Here is an 18,172-nt window from a genome sequence, read left to right on the forward strand (position 1 = left end):
AAATAGATCACTTAATTAAGCGAGTTGGTATTAAACCGGATTGTCGATATCGATGAACTCAACATCGAGGTCGTATTGCGCTGCTAAGTATTCGCCGAGCGCCTTGGCACCGTAGCGTTCGGTGGCATGATGTCCGGCGGCGATAAAGTGTATCTGCTGCTCGTTCGAAGAATGGATCGTTTGCTCTGACGCCTCGCCCGTGAGGTAGGCATCTATACCTTGATTTGCTGCAAGGTCAATAAAGCTTTGTCCACCACCAGTACACCAAGCAATGGTGTGAATAAGGTGCTCGCCAGCGATGTTTAACAGTGGTTTACGGCCAAGCCTTTCTTCAACAAGTGCTGCAAAATCCGTTGCAGTCATTGGTGTTGTTAGTTTGCCTTTAACAGCGACGCTATTTTTATTCCATGGCTCAAGCGGCCTTTCAATTTCAAGCCCTAACAATTTACCAAGCTGAGCATTATTGCCAAGTTCCGGATGAACATCCAAAGGAAGGTGGTATGCAAGCAGGTTAATATCATTGGCAAGCAACGTTTGTAGCCTACGCTTTTTCATGCCGGTTACACATTGGTCTTCGCCTTTCCAGAAATAACCATGGTGAACCAAAATAGCATCAGCGCCGCGTGCAACTGCTGCGTCAATTAAGGCTTGGCTTGCGGTTACACCTGTAACTATTTTTTGGATTTCCGCTTTCCCTTCTACTTGTAGCCCATTTGGACAATAGTCATTTATTTGAAAAGGTTTTAGCAGTTCTGTTAATTGGTTCACTAATTTGGTTCGTTTCATAACACCCCCTAACGGTTAGATGGTGCTAGTTTACCTGTTTTGTGATGAGATCAAAATTGAGGGGGAGTAAAAGAAAAATGAGCTGCTCATCCTTGAGTGGGCTCATTGGGCTAGTAAACCGGCTTAGTTACGGGTTGGTAACTTCAACATCTTGACCTGTTTGAAGTCGCTCAGCACCACGAATAGCAACCTTATCGCCAGCGCGTAGGCTTTGCGTTTGACGAGGAATAACTTCGACCCATTGGCCTTTTCCATTGCCAATGGTAACGGGAATTTGCTCGGCTTTATTTTGAGCATCGATTTTAACCACATGAGAGCCTTGTTTTCGCAGTATGAGGGCATCGCGATCTACCAAGAGCGTCGGCTGTTTACTACTGAGCGGCACAGTAACATCAACAAGTTGACCGATTGCCCAGCTATGGCTTTGCTCAGCTGTAATGGACGCGCGTACCTCAACAGTTTGTGAGCGTGGATCGGTTGATGGGATCACCGCAGTAATGGTGGCAGTAGTATGTTCAGGGTGTGATAAGTCGCCAGCCTGAATGGGCAATTCGATGCCTTGGTGTAAAAACTTAAGGTACTTTACCGGAACATAAAGGCGAGCTTCAAGGTGGTGAATATCTAAAATTGTTACCAGCTCGTCTGCACGATTAATTTCTCTACCAGCACGTTTGAAACGCTCACTGATCACCCCATTGAATGGGGCGCGAATAGTGGCTCTTGAAAGCTTGTCTTCTATGACGCGAAGTTCAACTTCTGCCAGTGCAATGTCAGACAGGGCCAAATCATGTTTATTCTGTACTTCATCAACCTGGCTTTCTGCGGCGCTACTGGTTTTAGCTAGCTTTTTTAACCGTGAGAGTTCTTGTTGATATAAGCGTAAATTAATTTTTGCACGCTTGAGTAGCTCGGTCTGCCTTGCCTTGTCAAGCTCTAGCGGTAAAGTATCCATTCTGACCAGTACTTCGTCTTTGGTTACGGTTGTGCCTGGCTCGACCACATAGAGTAATCTTCCGCTGACGCCTGAAGTGAGGGTCACATCGTTTTTGCCATATAGCGTACCACTTACTTCAATTTCATGGGTTAGTGGCGCTTCGGTCACTGCTTTGGTGCTTACGGGGACAACCGCATAGATTTGTGGCGCAATAATACAAGTACAAAGTGCCAATGTTTTAACGGTCTGTTTTATTAGGTTCTTCATGTTATTCTCACTATTTACTGAGCCGCGACTAAGCTAAGGGGGCTTTGGTTACTTGCTGGTTGCCTTGGCAAGGCGGAGTTTTTCGCCCAAGCTGTAACAAGCTTGGCATGAGCACTAAAGTAAATAGCGCGCTGATTGCCATCCCACCTACGATAACAGTGGCAAGACCACGGTAAATTTCTGAGCCTACACCAGGCATAAGCATTAGTGGCAGCATACCGAACAAACTCGTTAACGTACTTAAATATACTGGCCGCGCTCTTAGCAGTACCGCTTGCCTTACTGCGGTTTCTCGACTCATGCCTGAAGCCATGGCAACCCGAGTTTGGTCGACCAATAGAATGGCATTATTGACAACCAGCCCAAGCAGAATAATAAAGCCAATCATGGTCAGTAAGTCTAACGATTGGAAGGTAAATAGGTTCAATATATATAGTGCCAGTACACCACCGGCAATCGCTAGGGGCATAACTAGTAACACCAGTACGCTATCTTTTGCAGATTTAAATAGAGCTGTCATTAATAGGAATAAAATAAACAGTGCCAACACAAAGTTGAGCGCCATTTCGGCCATTGCAGAGTTCATCTTCTGGGCGTTTCCGGCCAAAATCACACCAGCGCTATCAGGCATGCTTGCTCTGACTTTAGGCATAACTTGCTCAGTCAAAATAGTCTGAACTTGTTGCAAGCTCATGTCAGCTGGTGGAGTGACAACGATGCTTACTGTTCGGCGACCATTTACTCGCCGTAACTGAGTTGGACCAACAGTACGCTCAATGTTGGCAAGTTCACCAAGCGTTTGAATACCAGAATGTGGAGTTACTATGGGTAATGCCTTCAGCTCTTCTGGGTTCTTCCATGGAATACCGCGTAAGATGACATTCATACGTTCGTTACCATCAAAGTACTCATTGATAAATAAACCTCCAGTGTAAGCTTGAACGGCCTGCGATACATCGCGACGTGTTAACCCCGCTTGCGTGATACGGCGATCGTTTGGTGTAAGCCTTAGCTCTGGCTCAGCCATGTCTAAGCGCGGCTGAGGCCTAGCTGTTGCTTGTGGCAATGCCTCTTTTACGGCTCCTAACGCAACTTCAGCGCCTGTAATTAAGTCATCCATATTTGGGCCGGTGATATCAATATTAATGTCGCGGCCGTCACCACCATTGGCTACCTGGATCATTGAGCCTCGAAAGAAAAAGACTTGCGTATCGGGCAGGTCAACAAAAATTTCCTCTCGCGCTACTTTCATCAATTCTTCGACACGCTGCGGATCGGCAGAATAAATAAACCCCCCGGCGTTAGAGCCAAAAGCATAAAAGTTAAAATCTTTTATTCCGGGCTCCTTTGCGCCTTCGTAATATGGCATCAAACGCTTTTTTACTCTCAGTAATAACTCTTCTTCCATAAATTGGACATTACCACCAGGAGGCGTTACTAAACTGAAGAAGAAGCCATCTGTTGGTGCTCGGGGCATAAAGTCAGTTTTTGGTAGCATGGTCATTGTTGCAACCACCGAGCCACCAAGTAACACCCCAATCCAAGTGAGTTGCTTAGTTCGGCTATTGGTCAATTTCATGATGAAGTTCGTGAGTTTTTGCCAGTATTGGTGGTAAGGGTCTGTTTTTATTTCACTGTCAGGCCAAAGATGGTTGGCAAGCGGAATGAGTGTGATGGCGCAGAGCATGGACGCAATAACCGCAATAGAGAGTGTCAGTGCTAAATCCGAAAACAGCTGGCCTTCAATACCGGCCATAAAGAGAATAGGTAAAAAGATGGCTACACTTGTAGTCGTTGAAGCAAAGAGCGCGCCAGTCACTTGCGCCGCGCCCTTTAGTGCGGCCTTTTTACTATCAAACCCCTCGGTGCGAAGCCGTGCTATATTTTCCTGCACTATGATGGCAGCATCTAAAACCAACCCCACAGCAAATGCAAGTCCCGCAAGAGAGATCACATTAAGGCTACGGTCAAAAATATTAAGTGTGAGAAATGCCACCATCAGGGAAACAGGAATGGTTGCCGCTATAACAAAAGTAGCTTTAACCCCTCTGAAAAATAGCCACAGAATTAAACAAGAAAGCAGCACACCAAGACCTAAATTTCCTTTCACTAGTGACAGTGCGTTTCGGATATGCACTGAGGCGTCAAAGCTCAGTTCGATAGACAGACCATTTTCTGCTAAAGGACCTTGATTTAACTCATTAATGGCTTGGTTTATCTCATCTAACAATGCCACTGTATTGGCTTCATTTGCTCTTGAAATTCGGATGTAGTAGGCGGGTTTACCGTTGCGCCCACTCATACCTAGACGGTCTGAAAAGGTGCGCTCGACACTGGCAATATCCCCCAAATATATGGGTCTATCACCGGAGTAACCAACGCGCATTTGTGCCATACTTGAAAGGTCGTATTGGCCTGTAAATCTGACTGTATATTGGCGTCTTCCCACATTGGCAAGACCGCCTGAGGTATCCCTAGAACTGGCTAAAACATTACTAATTTGGTTTAGGCTAATGCCCAATGCTGCGGCCTTGTGAGGGTCAAAAGTAATGCGTAACTCTTTGGGGCGCTCGCTGGCAAGGTCGACTCTGGCAACCCCGGGAATACGGGCAAGTCTCGGCTCGATAAATTCATCTATTTGTTTTTGAAATTGCGCCATATCGAAGTCGAGACTATCTGAGTGATAGTCTTTGGGCGTGACGAGTAAAGTGGCCGCGGCTTCGCCATTGTTGCCGCCAGCAAAAACTACAGGGTCAATCGCATCTAAAGGTAATGGCGGAGCTTGATTCAAGCTAGTTAATACGTCCAACATGGCTTGCTGCATATTCGCACCGACAGCGAAAGTGAGCGTGATAGAACCATTACCCCTATTAATATTGGTGTTTATCTCAAGTGCGCCTGGGGTATTTTTAACTGCATTTTCTAGCGGCTCAATTATCACTGACTCAATTTCTTCTGGAGCAGCTTGGCGCCATCCAGAAAAAATAGTGATTTGAGGTTGCTCTATATCTGGTGTTAACTGTATGGGGAGTTTAAAAATACTTAACATTCCAAACAGCATTATGAGTACCAGAATGACAATTACACTCGCTGGATTCTTAAGCGAACTACGTGTTATGTTCATTGCTATACTTCCAATCTTGCTTTTTTTGCATTGTAGTGTGATGTAAAAAAAGTGCCAGTAAAGTAAATCTTACGTTTTTCGAAGTTAGCGTCCAATCGGCGAAAATAAGCGATAAAGTGCATTCTCGTAATACCTTGTAACGCTTTTTTATAGATTGAAAAACTTTTTGATCTGGAATAAACCCGATAGAACTTTGACTAGCACAGAGCTATTAAGTCGTTAAACTAGGGCCAGCGCGATCAGCTCTTTGCAATAGTGTTGATTAGTTAATGAAGTATAAAAGGAGAGTTTATGTTTGTAGCGTTAAAATGGGATCATATTATTGGTGCACATTTTGTTCAGTGGATAGTAGTGGAATGTGGTGGGATAACGGATAAGTTTGGCCTGCCACAGGCATTACCACCTAGACGTGATGTCGCTTATTTCACTGATCCACTTTGCGCAGAACAAGATGCGAAGCATTTTGCTGACTATAAAAATGCTCAGCTGGCTAAGCCGATGAGTAAAGCATATTCGCCAAATTTGAGCGATCATCATGGTTTTTGTCATTATGCGTGGGATCATACCTATTTAGGTGAACTGATAAAACACGCGGTACTATACTGGGAAGACGGCAATCATCTTTCACCACAGCCACATCGAAGTGATATTGCGTATTTCACTGATCCCAATAGCAGTGAGGTAGATAGTATCTTTTTTGCGCAGTATAAATTGACGCAAGCTCGTCAGAATACACCTTCGGAAACTATGTCGTAACTGGTATGAGAAGCCTCAGGCTAAGTGCTTTTGAAGCACATAGCCTGTGAGATAGTTCAGTGTAATCTATCTAGAGGCATTAATATCGCTTTGCGTATAGATAGGATAACCCTCAGGTTTAAAACGATTTAAATTATTAAGAAAGCGACTATCTTTTACCGGTAAAGTCGCAGAGCCGTAGTCATATTGATTCAGCTTATCACGTAAGTCTATATTTGAGATGTTGTCGCCAGTCATGTGATACCAACTTATTATCGGAGGGGTTACAAAGCGGTGATAACCATTTTCAGCAATCTCATTATGCTTGGCAAAACGAAGTGCATGCGTCAGTATGCCATCCTTATGATAGACAATCTTTAAATGACCATTTTCAAATGGCAGCTCTTGAGCCGGTTTCGTAAATAGATCGCCATGAGCGCTATAGCTTCCGTGTGTGACTAACCCATCAAGCGTCCACACCGCTGCATATTCCCAGTCGTGCCGGTGACCTCCGCCAAAATAGTCAAATACCTGATCTTTCTTAAAATAAAGTGCATAAAAGTGGCCACAATAATCACCGCTTTCGGTCGTTTTGCAGGCGTAGCGATGTACAGTATTTGAGGTATTTAAAAATTGATTGTCGCGGCAATCGCCAGTGATACGTCCAGAAGCTTTTAACCCCGAGTTTTGTTCGCCGGTTCGGCTTATCCCAGCACTTGGGAGGCAACCGTCACCATCAAAATCAAATACCGGCTCTGTACCGTTAATGATGTAAGGGGCGGGGAGTGCTTCATCTAAGGCTATGAAATCATGAGCCTGCGCTATTTGCACGCCAGCAAGCACAATCGCAAGAGATAAAAGAGGTTTATATGGTGTTGTCATATCGCTTTCCTTAATGGGTATAATTGGCGTTAGCAGCCGCTAACGCGAGATTAGGATCCAAGATTATCGCGGAAGTATGACTTGATTGTATATAATGTGTTAAGTTTTTTGTTCTGGATTTAATTTATTTTTGAAATCAGACTGAACAATCTCAAGTGCAGCGAGCACTTCTTCAGCAGGGATCTCATGCTGTTCAAGCAACATGATGAGATCAATGGCGAGCTTTACATGGGTTGGAGCTTGTTCTAACGGAGTACTCATTCTTGAAACTGCTTCTTTTTGGCGATTTGGGCAACAGCAAATTCGATGGCGACGTCAACTGCCTTTTCCATTTTTTCTCTTTCTGGTTGCGGGAGGTAAAACTCCATATCTACATCATAGCGAATGTAGCGTGAAGGCAGCTGATTTAATACAGTGCAGCAAAAATCAGCCATAACATCTTCATCATAGACTTTATCTAGTTTACGACGAACAATATGCTCAACAACCAGCTTTTCGTAATAATTATGTATATCGTCATGTAATTTCATACCGCCTCCTGCACATTCCTTTTTTAGTTTATATCATAATAGCGGGGTTACCTAACAAAGCCAAAAAGGTTTGTTGATGTACATCTATAAGTTGGTCGATGTTTCTTTGATAGCCACCACCGAGCGCGATAGCTAAGGGGATATTTTGTGTAACGGCACAGTCAATTACAATTGAGTCACGGGTGTATACGCCCTCGAGCGAGATATTGAAGTGGCCTAATTCATCGCCTTGGTAAATATCTGCACCAGCATTATATAAAATGATATCTGGCTGATGTATACGTGTAGCTAGCGTTATCGCTTCTTGAACAGTTTCAAGGTATTGTTTGTCTTCTGTTCCCACCGGTAATGCAAAGTCTAAATCTGAATTGGGCTTGATCCTTGGGAAGTTGCTTTCACAGTGAATAGAGCAGGTGACAATATCATCACGCCCTTTGGCTAGGGCTGCGGTGCCGTCACCTTGGTGGACATCACAGTCAAAGATCAGCACTTTCTCAGCTTGATGTTGTGCAATTAAGGTCGCGGCAACAACTACCCAGTCATTAAAAATGCAAAAACCACTGCCAAACTCACGATGAGCATGATGATAGCCGCCACTTAGGTTGGCTGCAATGCCATGCGTTAGTGCATACTCAGCTGCTGCTAAACTGCCACCCAAAGAAATCAAGGTACGCTCCACAAGTTGTCGGCTCCAAGGAAATCCCATTCTCTTAATAGCTTTGTCGCTCAGGGTACCTGCTAAAAAGGCATCAACGTAACCGCTGTCATGGCAAAGAAGGAGTGCATCGCGGGTAATCTTTTGCTCAGGCTGCTTGATATGCTCGGCAAACTTGTTGTTATTTAATCGTTGATATAATTTTTGATATTTGCTGATTGGGAAGCGGTGATGCTTTGGTAAAGCTAGGGCGCTGTAAATTGGGTGGTAGTAAAGCATTATCGATTTTGACTTTTTTCTACTTCTTGAATTTTTTGCTCGGTGGCCGTAATGGCTTTTCTGCAACGACCAAGGCGAGCATGGAGGGCTAAAATTTCGGCGTTAAGCTTAGCAGCTTCATTGCCGTTCGCCTTGTCCATTTGTAGCCTTCTCAGGTCTATCATTTCTTGTAATCTACGTTCAAATTCATGATTTTGCGAGAGCTCTTGATATAACTCATGAGAGGATTGCATGATTTTTTGTACGGCTTTTTTATAAACTTTGGCCTTCTTTGGAGTGTTGAGTTTATTTTCTTTGGCCCATACAGGGGTTGATTTTAATACTTTTAACACCGCCTCCATCTGCGAACCTATCCGCTCTATTGCAAATGCAAAAGCGTGACGTTGCTCGCTAGGTGGCAGGTGAGTCATTGCTTCTGAGATCTCATCAACATAATCACTGAGCTTTAAGCTTTTGGTTCGAAACACTCGAGTATCGAATAAGCTCGGTTGCGCCTGCATATAGCGGTTCTTATCAAACCATTTGGCAGCATCGAATTGTATGGCTTGTTGTTTCAAGCGGCTAATTTGCTGTTCTAGTTTGATAAGCCCCACACTCATGAAAAATAAGCCTCAATAATAAGCTTGCCAGCAAGAATAATGACGACAGTATTAAATAACGGTTTGATCAACTTGTTACCAAATTTTATGGCTGAGTGTGCGCCAAGCCATGCGCCAAACATTAAAAATGCCCCCATGGTTACACCCAATAAAAAGTTTACGTGTCCCAAAGCGACAAAAGTGATCAATGAAATAAAGTTAGAAACAAAGTTCATTGAACGAGCAAGGCCGCAGTTCAACAGCAAGCTCATTTTATATAGCATGCTGTTTGAAGCCGTCCAAAAAGTACCAGTCCCTGGTCCTGCCATACCATCGAAGAACCCGAGAGACAGACCTTGAGCCCACTGTTTTATTTTTAGCGCTCGATTAGCTTCGGGCAATGTATGTGAATCGGTTGGGCTTAGTTTGCCGACCAAGCTGTATATTGCAACAACAATAATAATGATAGGTATCAACTTATTTAAAAACTCGATACTAAGAAAATCGACCAGTAGAGTGCCCAATACCGCGCCTATAGCAGTCGCAATAGTGGAACCTATCCAAAAGCTAGGCTTAAACAGCTGCTTTTTATAGTAAGTAAAACTGGCCGTAAGTGAGCCAAAACTGGCGGCAAGTTTATTGGTGCCCAACGTTAAATGTGGTGGAAGTCCGGCTGTCAACAACGCGGGCACAGTTAGTAGTCCACCGCCCCCAGCAATAGCGTCAATAAATCCAGCAGCCAGTGCGACTAAGCAAAGTAACCCCCATGTAGTGGGTTCTAACGCGAGTTCAAACATTATTAATCAATTTGCCTTTTGTAAGGTGGCAGAGTATCAAGCATGGCTTTACCATACCGCTTGGTAACCAAGCGTCTATCTAAGATGGTGATACGGCCGGAATCTGATTCTTTGCGCAGCAGTCTACCACAGCTTTGTACTAATTTCTTCGCAGCATCAGGCACTGTTATAGATAAAAATGGATTGCCGCCTTTACTTTGTATGAACTCGGCTTGCGCTTCCTCAATAGGTGAGGTGGGGACGGCAAAAGGGATCTTGGTTACAATAAGGTTTTCTAGATACTTGCCTGGGAGATCTAAACCCTCGGATAAACTCTGCGTGCCAAATAAAATACTGCCACGACCCAAGTCGATATTGGCTTTATGGCGGGTGAGCAAAGCATCACGAGACAACTCCCCTTGTACTAAAATATTAAGCTTTTTGCTTCTTAGCTTTTCTACAACGTGATTCATTTGCCAATAAGATGCAAATAACACAAGGTTTGCTTTATTCGTATCTAGATAATTCGGTAGCGCTTCGCCAAGGTAATCGCTAAATGCTTTATCGGTTGGATCGGTTGGTGTTTTGGGCAAATGCAAGGTGGCTTGATTTGGATAATCAAATGGAGAATCTGCTTTGATATATTTAACCCCAGGTTCTTTTGCCAAGCCACTTTCATGAGCAAAGTGGTCAAAGTTGCCCAGTGCACTAAGTGTTGCTGAACACAACACGGCACCAGCACATTCTCGCCAAAGATTATCTTTTAGGTAATAGCCTACTTCAATAGGGCAGTCGCACAACAGGTGGTCATGATGATTTTTGTATTCTAAACGCTTAATCCATCTTGCATGGGGGACGTTTTCTCCCTTTTTCGCATAGCTGAACCACAATTTATTCAGCTGCTCTAAACGGTTTATATACTGGCCACTTTCAACAAGCAATGGATCTGCTAAAAATGCTTGTACATCACCATCAGAGACATCGCCAGATAAAGCATCGTGCATTTTTGTGAGGCAACGTAGTGCGTCTTGCGTAGCATCAGCAATATCTTTCGCTTTTACAGTTAGGCTTTCAGGCACCTCTCCATGGCTAAAACGATAGGTGTCATCATCATTGTAAGTAAAATCACTTTGATCGAGAATATCTCGTACTGCTTTTAGATATTTCGCGGCGTCATTGGCGGCATCATTTAACTTAAAGTTTTGTCCTATGGCCTTTTGTGAAACCACAGTGTTGGCCATTTTTCCACTAAACTTGAGGAGCTTTTCAAGCCACTCAATAGTCCCCTTAATTGTTGCAGCAGCAGAGGAAAAATCACGGGTGATATGGGGGAGGTGATGTGCTTCGTCTATCACATAAAAGGTGTCTTCAGGTTCAGGTAAAATAGTCCCGCCACCTAACTCAAGATCTGCAAGTAGTAACGCATGGTTTATTACCAATACATCCATTTGTGCGATCTTCTGTCTTGCTAAATGAAAAGGGCACAAGTGATGAGATTTTAGCTGACGTTGGCAAGCATGTTTATCGCAAGCAATGATGTTCCAGACTTTGTCAGGAATGGTATCTTCCCAACTATCTCGGTCTCCTTGCCAGCGTTTTTCTTGGTAAGCGAGGGCAAGCTCTCTTAAACAGCTTTGTTCGGCTTTTGATAATGGACTACTGGTTGTCGGCATCATGGACAACTGCATTTCATCATCACTTACCGCTGCCATAAGCTTTTGTACACAAATATAGCGCTGGCGACCTTTAACCAAGTCAAACTTAAAATCCAAACCCGAATGAGCCTGCAAAAAAGGCAACTCTTTGTTGATCAGCTGTTCTTGTAAAGCCACCGTTGCCGTTGAAATCACAAGCTTTTTTTTGCTAGAAAGTGCAACCGGTAGCGCGCCTAACAAATACGCGAGAGATTTGCCGGTGCCGGTTCCAGCTTCGATTACACATATACGTTGAGTTCGATGATAATCGCCACTCAGTGTTTTGGCTATTTCGGCAACGAGATAGTTTTGGCTCGGACGCGGGCGAAAGCCATCTAAAGCAGACGCTATTTGCTGATGTGCTTGACGGATGGTTTTTTTTAATTTGTCTGAGAGCATAATGTATCTGGCCTAGTGTGCAAAGATGGAACAAGCCTACCACTTGAACTAAATTTGTGTTTAATCGTTATCCTAATTAGGTCGGTTTAGTTGTAAACGCCTTTATGTTCAATAAACAGGTGGATATAATTACAGTGATTGAGCTATTTTAGGGTGGTATTGGAGTTGGCACAAGCGATATATCAGGGCTTTGTATTATCAAGACAGCAAATACAAGTAAACGGTAAGCTGCGTTTGTGCTATTGGCTTAAGTCACACCAGCATTTGCTGAAGGTATGGGTGGATGGTGAGCAGCCACTATTTTTTATAAAGCTCACGCAGCGCGCCAAAGTAACAGAGATCCTCAATCAGAGTCAGGTACGCTTTGACATTTTTTCCAGTCAACTAAAGCACTTTGATCAAAACCCCGTTTGTGTCGTGAAGTTTCGTAGTTTACCTCAGTTCTATGAAGCAAAGCAGCTGCTTGAAAACCAAGTTACATTATATGAAGAAGATATTCGCCATACTGATCGCTATTTAATGGAGCGATTTATTAAAGGAGCTGCTTGGGTCAAGGGGCATGCGACACACAAACAAGGTTACGTTGAAATTACCCAAGCACAATTTAAAGCCTCAGATGATTACCGGCCAAATCTTGACATGCTATCAATAGATATTGAATGCAACGGTGAAGGTGTGCTGTTTTCAATCGGACTTGTTACTAAGCTCGAGCAGTTTGTCATCATGATAGGTGAACCACAACCAGCCACCGTTGAGGTGATTTGGGTTCATGATGAAATCGCATTATTACAAGAGTTAGTGACGCAAATAAATCGACTGGATCCAGATGTCTTAATTGGCTGGAATGTGATTGAGTTCGATGCAAACATATTAGCTGAGCGTGCACAAGCCAACGGAGTGGCATTGTCTATTGGGCGAGACGGTGGTGCGATGTCTATATTTAAAGGGAATTACACCCGAGTGTTAATTCCGGGCAGAGTTATGCTAGATGGCATAGATATGATGAAAAATGCCACCTACCACTTTGAAACTTTCAAGCTCAGCTTTGTGGCGGAGAAAATACTTGGGCGCACAAAGCTTATTGCGCAAGATGACCGTCTCGAAGAGATCATCCGCCAATTCCATCATGATAAGCCTGCTTTGGCCGCATATAATATGCAGGATTGCCAGCTAGTTTTAGATATATTTCTCAAGCTAAACTTATTGGAGTTTGCGCTTGCGCGCACTCAACTGACAGGACTTGAGCTTGAGAAAATGGGTGGCTCTGTGGCCGCATTTACTAATCTATACTTACCACTATTACATCGAAGTGGTTATATCGCCCCTAATTTATCAGAGCATGGTATTAGCTTTGATAGCCCTGGCGGCTATGTGATGGACTCAAAACCCGGGCTTTACCAAAATATTTTGGTTTTGGATTTTAAAAGCCTTTATCCCTCTATTATTCGCACGTTCTGTATTGACCCTATGGGATTAATTGAGGGGTTACAAGCTCCCAACGACGCAATTGAAGGGTTTAACAAAGGTAAGTTCAGTCGCACTCAACATCATTTACCTGGCTTAGTTGCCTCACTTGCAAGCGCCCGTGAAAAAGCAAAATTGAACAGCGATATGATGTTGTCACAAGCAATTAAAATTATTATGAATAGCTTGTACGGCGTACTAGGATCAAAGGGCTGTCGATTTTACGATCCTCGTCTTGCTAGTTCAATAACGATGCGCGGACATCAAATTATGCAGCAAACTAGAACCTGGATTGAACAGTTAGGATATGAGGTTATCTATGGCGATACGGACTCCACTTTCGTTTGCTTACCTGAGTGTTTAGCTAGTCACGAGTGCCAAGCTGTTGGAAAACAGCTAATGCATACCATCAATGATAAGTGGCGTAATCAATTAGTGGAGCGCTTTGGTCTTGATAGTTATCTAGAAATAGAATTTGAAACGCACTATAGCCCGTTTTTTATGCCGACAATCCGTGGCCAAGAAATTGGCTCAAAAAAGCGTTATGTTGGTCAAGTTGTTGAAGCGGGTGAAAAGAAGCTAGTATTTAAGGGGATGGAAACCGTTCGCAGTGACTGGACTGAAATCGCAAAAGAATACCAACAAGCTGTTATTCGAGCGTTGTTTGATGGAGAAGACGCTGTTGTGATCACACACCAATATATTAGTCGCATCTTTGCTGGTGAAGTCGATGAAAAGCTTGTATATCGGAAAAAACTGGGCAAATCAGTGGAGTTATATACCAAAAACATACCACCTCAAGTAAGAGCTGCAAAACAAGCGATTGAAGAAGGGCTTTTAACAAGCGCTAGAAAAGGTACGCAAATACCATATTACTTAAGTACCAACGGGCCTAGGTTCGCTGTGCCAGATAAGTTGAAAGATATTGATTATTATCAGTATATTGAAAAACAAATTTTGCCTATCTATGAAATGTTGCCGAACGCTGCACAGCTAAGCATACGCCCCGACGGCCAGCAAAGTCTTGGCTTACTTTAGAATAGTTAAATTCCAATTATAGCAATAGCTTTGCTTCTATATGTTAATTTTGTTTACTGTTTTTGGCTCGGCTTTTTCGCTGTTTACCATTAACATTCACTTCGTTCGCCATACTCTCTTAGTCTATTCTGAGTGGAATTCAAGCTTTGGAGTACGCAAATCGATCAAAAAAGAAAAAAAGTCCGTCATTTTGTTAAGTTACTGTACCTAGTTTGGGGCGTTGACTGGGGTTTTTTAAAAAAAATATATTTTTTTTGAACTTTTTTGATGTTTAATAAGTTACTGTATTTACTAATTATTTTTTTAATTTTTTATGTTAATGCTGGTTCTTCTTTGGTTTAAATTATGAAAATGAATGTTGACCCTATGTTGTTACAGAAAGTAGTATAGCTGCGTCATGCAGTGACTTGTCCCTAAGTTAGTTATGTTCGAGAGTCCTAACTATATGTTATCTAGGGATATATTTTCATGGCACATAAAAATAATCAGGGAGCAATCAATGTTAAATAATAAAGTAAGCAAGGCTGTACGCCTTGGATTAGCGTTTGGAGCAGCGTCAACAGCTGTATTTAGCGCAACCGCAGCTGCAGAAGAAGCATCAGTTGAAAGCGTAGAGCGAATTCAAGTAACCGGTTCTCGTATCAAGCGTACTGACCTAGAAACTGCAATGCCAGTGAGTTCTTTCTCAATGGAAGATATCAAGGCTTCAGGTGTACCTACTCTTGAGCAGTTTGTTCAGCAGCTACCAGTAATCAGCGGTGGTAGTTATGGTTCAAACGTAAATAACGGCGGTAATGGTACAGTTAGTATGAACCTTCGTGGTCTTGGTTCTGACCGTACTTTGGTACTACTAAACGGCCGTCGTTTCAGTGGTGACATTAGTACTATTCCTATGGCTGCAATCGCACGAGTTGATGTACTTCGTGATGGTGCATCTACTATCTATGGCTCAGATGCGATAGCTGGTGTTGTAAACTTTATCACTGCTAAAAACTACACTGGTACTGAACTAGAGTTCCGTTACCAAGAAACTTCTGAAGGTGATGGCGAGTCAGACTCAATTAGCTTTGTAACCGGTATTGAAGGTGACAAAGGCAGCCTAATCATCTCAGCAGGTTATGACAAGCGTGAAGCTATTTATGGTAAAGACCGTGACTTCTCAAGCTGTCCTCGCCAAGAAGAAGATGGTAAAATCGTATGTGGTGGTTCAACAACCTCTTCACCAGGTACATTCAAGCTAAAAGGCAACACGACTGACAGATTCGTAATGGACGAAAATGGTAACGCAAGACCGTTTGTTACTTCAGATAGCTATAACTATTCTTCTACAAGTATTCTTTATCAACCGCGCGAAACTTATAACCTTTTCGCAGCAGGTCGTTATGAGTTAGCTGAAACAGATTTCTCTTCTATCGAGTTTTTCTCTGAGTCGATGTTCACTCACCGTAGTAACACGACAAACCTAGCGCCAGTAGGTACGTTCTGGGGCATGACGGTTCCTGAAAGTCACCCTAATAACAATACGGGCGATGAGGTTTATGTAAACCGTCGTCTTACTGAGTCAGGAAACCGCCGTACAGACTTTGATGTATATGAGTACCTGATCACAACCGGTTTTGAAGGTGAGTTCTCAAATGGCTGGTATTGGGACTTTAGCTACGGCTTTAACCATCGCCGTGTTAATGAGTTCATCGATGGCCGTGTACACCAAGAGCGCATGAATATGTTGGTAAATCCAGCGCTTTGCAATGCAGATAACAGCTCAGATGATTCAAAAGCATGTGCTGCTGCTGTTGCTGGTACGCCAGATGGCATTTGGAACCCGTTTGTTGATGGTAGCCTAACTCAGGATATGCTTGATTGGGTGATTGTTCCTCTTACAGATACTAAGATTTCTGAAGACACTCAGTTACAAATTAACATTACGGGTGATTCAGGTGACTTCGAATTACCAGCAGGTGTAATTTCTTGGGCTGCAGGTTACGAGCACCTTACGACTTCTTATGAAGCGATTGTTGACGGTGCATCTGGCCTAGGCGCTATCTATGGTACTGCACCAGGCGGTTCAGTTGGTAAATACAACACCAAAGCTTACTATGTTGAAGCCAATATCCCACTATTAGCTGATGTTGCTTTTGCTGAGCGCTTAGACTTAACCGTTGCTGCTCGACGCACAAAAGTAAATCTAATTGAAGATGCTGAGACGACTAAGAAAATAGCGCTTGAATGGCGTCCTAACTCAGAGTTAATGGTTCGTGCTAACTACTCTGAAGGGTTCCGTACACCGTCGATTACTGACTTATTCCGTCCATTTACACAATCAGCTGATTCATACAGTGATCCGTGTAAAAACTACGGCTCAAACAATGACCTTTCAGCGACATTTAAAGCCAACTGTGCAGCAGACGGCCTTCCTGGTAACTGGGGACAGCCAAACTCTCAATCAGGTTCATGGTGGGGTGGTAACCCTGACCTAGGTCCAGAGACTTCTGAAAGTAAGACTTTTGGTTTTGTATGGTCACCAGACTTTATCGAAGGCTTTAGCGCTACAGTTGATTACTATGACATTGAGATCAGTAATGTAATCTCTAGCCTAACGCTAGAAACGATTGCTCAGACGTGTTATGAGAGCGAAAACTTCTCTTCGCCAGTTTGTAACCTTATCAAAGGCCCTGAAGCATACGGAACTAAAGGTATCAGTCCTCGTCGTAACCTAGATGGCAACCTTGTTGGTGTTGACTTATCAACACAAAACTTAGGTTTCTTCAACTCAAAAGGTATCGACTTTGACTTTAACTACGCAATGGAAGCTCTAGGTGGCAACCTTCGCTTCAAACTTGCAGGTACGCACCTACTAGAACAAACTTCGCTTGAAGCTGAAGGCCTAGAGGTTAAAGACTTAGATGGCTACTACGGTGCTGATATAGCGAATGGTGGACGTGGTGCATTTAATGACTGGCGTGCTAACTTACGTGTGTCTTATGACCGTGATAATTGGGGTCTGGCACACACTATGCAGTACCAAAGTGCTGTTGATGATGTAGCACCAGCAAAAAATCAGCTATCTAGCAGTGTAGGCTCTGTTATTTATAACGACCTATCTGGTTACTATCATGCAACAGATACGTTGACGTTGTCTTTGGGTGTCAACAACCTATTTGACAAGCAGCCACCTTATGTATCGCAAGGTGATAACGGACTGCTTATCCGTGTTCATCGCTTAACTGGCCGTGAATACTATGCAAAAGCAACATTTAAGTTTTAATTTATAAACTTAATAGAAGCGGGGAAGTTTCCCCGCTTTTTTTGTTTATGGACGACCAAAACTGCACAATATAATTTAAGTGTTTTTTTATAATTAATATATTGAAATTAATACAAATTATCGTTAACTTTATTTTGGTAAGATTGAATTACTTACCACTTCCCAAAATTCCAGTTAATTACAATAAATAAAGAAGGACTTGTGATGAAAAAAATAATAATTTTGTTTACTACTGCATTTCTATTTGCGTGTAGCTCAACGTCTGGAACTAAAAATGATGCAACAACAGCGAGCAAAAAAAGTCAATTAGAGTGCGAGGTCAGCTCTATGACTGGTAGCAAATTAAAGCGCAAGCGCTGTATTGATAAAAAACAAGCCGAATATGAAAAAGAAAATGCGCGGCGCTTAACACGAGAAGCATTAAACAATAGCTCCTCTATAGCGACTGACGGCTAAGTAACCTGAGGGTTAGATAAGGAATGCGTTAACTCCTGGTTTTTAAAATCACATTGTGTTGTTTCCTTATCTAGCCAGAGAGTTTTGGTGATAACACCGCTCCCGCACTCTGCTCTTGCTAAGATTAAGTCGTAATACCAAGTGGGAGCATTCAAGGCTGTTGTCTGGTTGCTCTTACAGACTTCTACTAAGTACCTCTAACAGATTATAAGACTTTTCCCACCGCTTCCTGTTTCCGCTTCAGAAGATATGCTTGGTCAGCTTTTGGCCTGACTCTGTATGCTATAAGTAGTCGCCCCTGAAACCAATT

14 protein-coding genes are annotated in these 18,172 nt (G+C 43.0%); 4 read left to right on the forward strand and 10 right to left on the reverse strand.

All coding sequences use genetic code 11. The annotated features are described in order from the left end of the window. Positions 1-30: 30 nt before the first annotated feature. From D9603_RS07125 to D9603_RS07135, 3 genes are all read right to left on the reverse strand, one after another. A complete protein-coding gene (locus D9603_RS07125; RefSeq protein ID WP_128730794.1) occupies positions 31-786 on the reverse strand; it encodes a Nif3-like dinuclear metal center hexameric protein in 756 nt (251 codons plus the stop codon). Between the two features lie 127 nt (positions 787-913). Next, on the reverse strand, positions 914-1,987 hold the full coding sequence (locus tag D9603_RS07130; protein WP_128730795.1) for an efflux RND transporter periplasmic adaptor subunit: 1,074 nt from the start codon (positions 1,985-1,987) through the stop codon (positions 914-916). Between the two features lie 28 nt (positions 1,988-2,015). Then, positions 2,016-5,111 carry an efflux RND transporter permease subunit gene (locus D9603_RS07135; RefSeq protein WP_128730796.1) on the reverse strand — a complete coding sequence of 1,032 codons (3,096 nt, stop codon included), beginning with the start codon at positions 5,109-5,111 and terminating at the stop codon, positions 2,016-2,018. Positions 5,112-5,402: 291 nt separating this feature from the next. Between D9603_RS07135 and D9603_RS07140 the strand changes: the two genes are divergently transcribed. Then, entirely contained in the window at positions 5,403-5,867 is a 465-nt protein-coding gene (locus tag D9603_RS07140) for a hypothetical protein (protein ID WP_128730797.1), read from the forward strand. Between the two features lie 66 nt (positions 5,868-5,933). Here D9603_RS07140 and D9603_RS07145 read toward each other — a convergent pair whose 3' ends face one another. The 7 genes from D9603_RS07145 to dinG all read right to left on the reverse strand — a co-directional run bounded on the left by D9603_RS07145 (position 5,934) and on the right by dinG (position 11,639). Continuing rightward, the gene (locus D9603_RS07145) at positions 5,934-6,728 is read right to left on the reverse strand and encodes an NPP1 family protein (protein ID WP_128730798.1); all 795 of its coding nucleotides are present in this window, start codon (positions 6,726-6,728) and stop codon (positions 5,934-5,936) included. Between the two features lie 99 nt (positions 6,729-6,827). Continuing rightward, on the reverse strand, positions 6,828-6,989 hold the full coding sequence (gene rsmS / locus D9603_RS07150; protein WP_128730799.1) for a pleiotropic regulatory protein RsmS: 162 nt from the start codon (positions 6,987-6,989) through the stop codon (positions 6,828-6,830). Then, positions 6,986-7,258 carry a late competence development ComFB family protein gene (locus D9603_RS07155; protein ID WP_125252383.1) on the reverse strand — a complete coding sequence of 91 codons (273 nt, stop codon included), beginning with the start codon at positions 7,256-7,258 and terminating at the stop codon, positions 6,986-6,988. The genes rsmS and D9603_RS07155 overlap by 4 nt, the downstream gene beginning before the upstream one ends. 28 nt (positions 7,259-7,286) lie before the next feature. Then, entirely contained in the window at positions 7,287-8,192 is a 906-nt protein-coding gene (locus D9603_RS07160) for a histone deacetylase (protein ID WP_128730800.1), read from the reverse strand. Continuing rightward, on the reverse strand, positions 8,192-8,791 hold the full coding sequence (locus D9603_RS07165) for a primosomal replication protein (RefSeq protein ID WP_128730801.1): 600 nt from the start codon (positions 8,789-8,791) through the stop codon (positions 8,192-8,194). Before D9603_RS07165 ends, D9603_RS07160 begins: the two co-directional genes overlap by 1 nt. Further along, complete coding sequence (locus D9603_RS07170) at positions 8,788-9,567, reverse strand: TSUP family transporter (RefSeq protein ID WP_125252380.1); 780 nt, start codon at positions 9,565-9,567, stop codon at positions 8,788-8,790. The genes D9603_RS07165 and D9603_RS07170 overlap by 4 nt, the downstream gene beginning before the upstream one ends. A gap of 2 nt (positions 9,568-9,569) precedes the next feature. Continuing rightward, the gene (dinG, locus tag D9603_RS07175) at positions 9,570-11,639 is read right to left on the reverse strand and encodes an ATP-dependent DNA helicase DinG (RefSeq protein WP_128730802.1); all 2,070 of its coding nucleotides are present in this window, start codon (positions 11,637-11,639) and stop codon (positions 9,570-9,572) included. Between the two features lie 165 nt (positions 11,640-11,804). Between dinG and D9603_RS07180 the strand changes: the two genes are divergently transcribed. The 3 genes from D9603_RS07180 to D9603_RS07190 all read left to right on the forward strand — a co-directional run bounded on the left by D9603_RS07180 (position 11,805) and on the right by D9603_RS07190 (position 17,862). Next, on the forward strand, positions 11,805-14,141 hold the full coding sequence (locus D9603_RS07180; protein WP_128730803.1) for a DNA polymerase II: 2,337 nt from the start codon (positions 11,805-11,807) through the stop codon (positions 14,139-14,141). 499 nt (positions 14,142-14,640) lie between these two features. Further along, complete coding sequence (locus D9603_RS07185) at positions 14,641-17,406, forward strand: TonB-dependent receptor (RefSeq protein WP_161972727.1); 2,766 nt, start codon at positions 14,641-14,643, stop codon at positions 17,404-17,406. Between the two features lie 204 nt (positions 17,407-17,610). Next, positions 17,611-17,862, forward strand: a complete 252-nt coding sequence (locus tag D9603_RS07190) for a hypothetical protein (RefSeq protein ID WP_128730805.1) — start codon at positions 17,611-17,613, stop codon at positions 17,860-17,862. The last annotated feature ends 310 nt before the right edge of the window (positions 17,863-18,172 follow it).

The organism is Pseudoalteromonas sp. PS5, from assembly GCF_004103255.1.
GTDB lineage: Bacteria > Pseudomonadota > Gammaproteobacteria > Enterobacterales > Alteromonadaceae > Pseudoalteromonas > Pseudoalteromonas peptidolytica.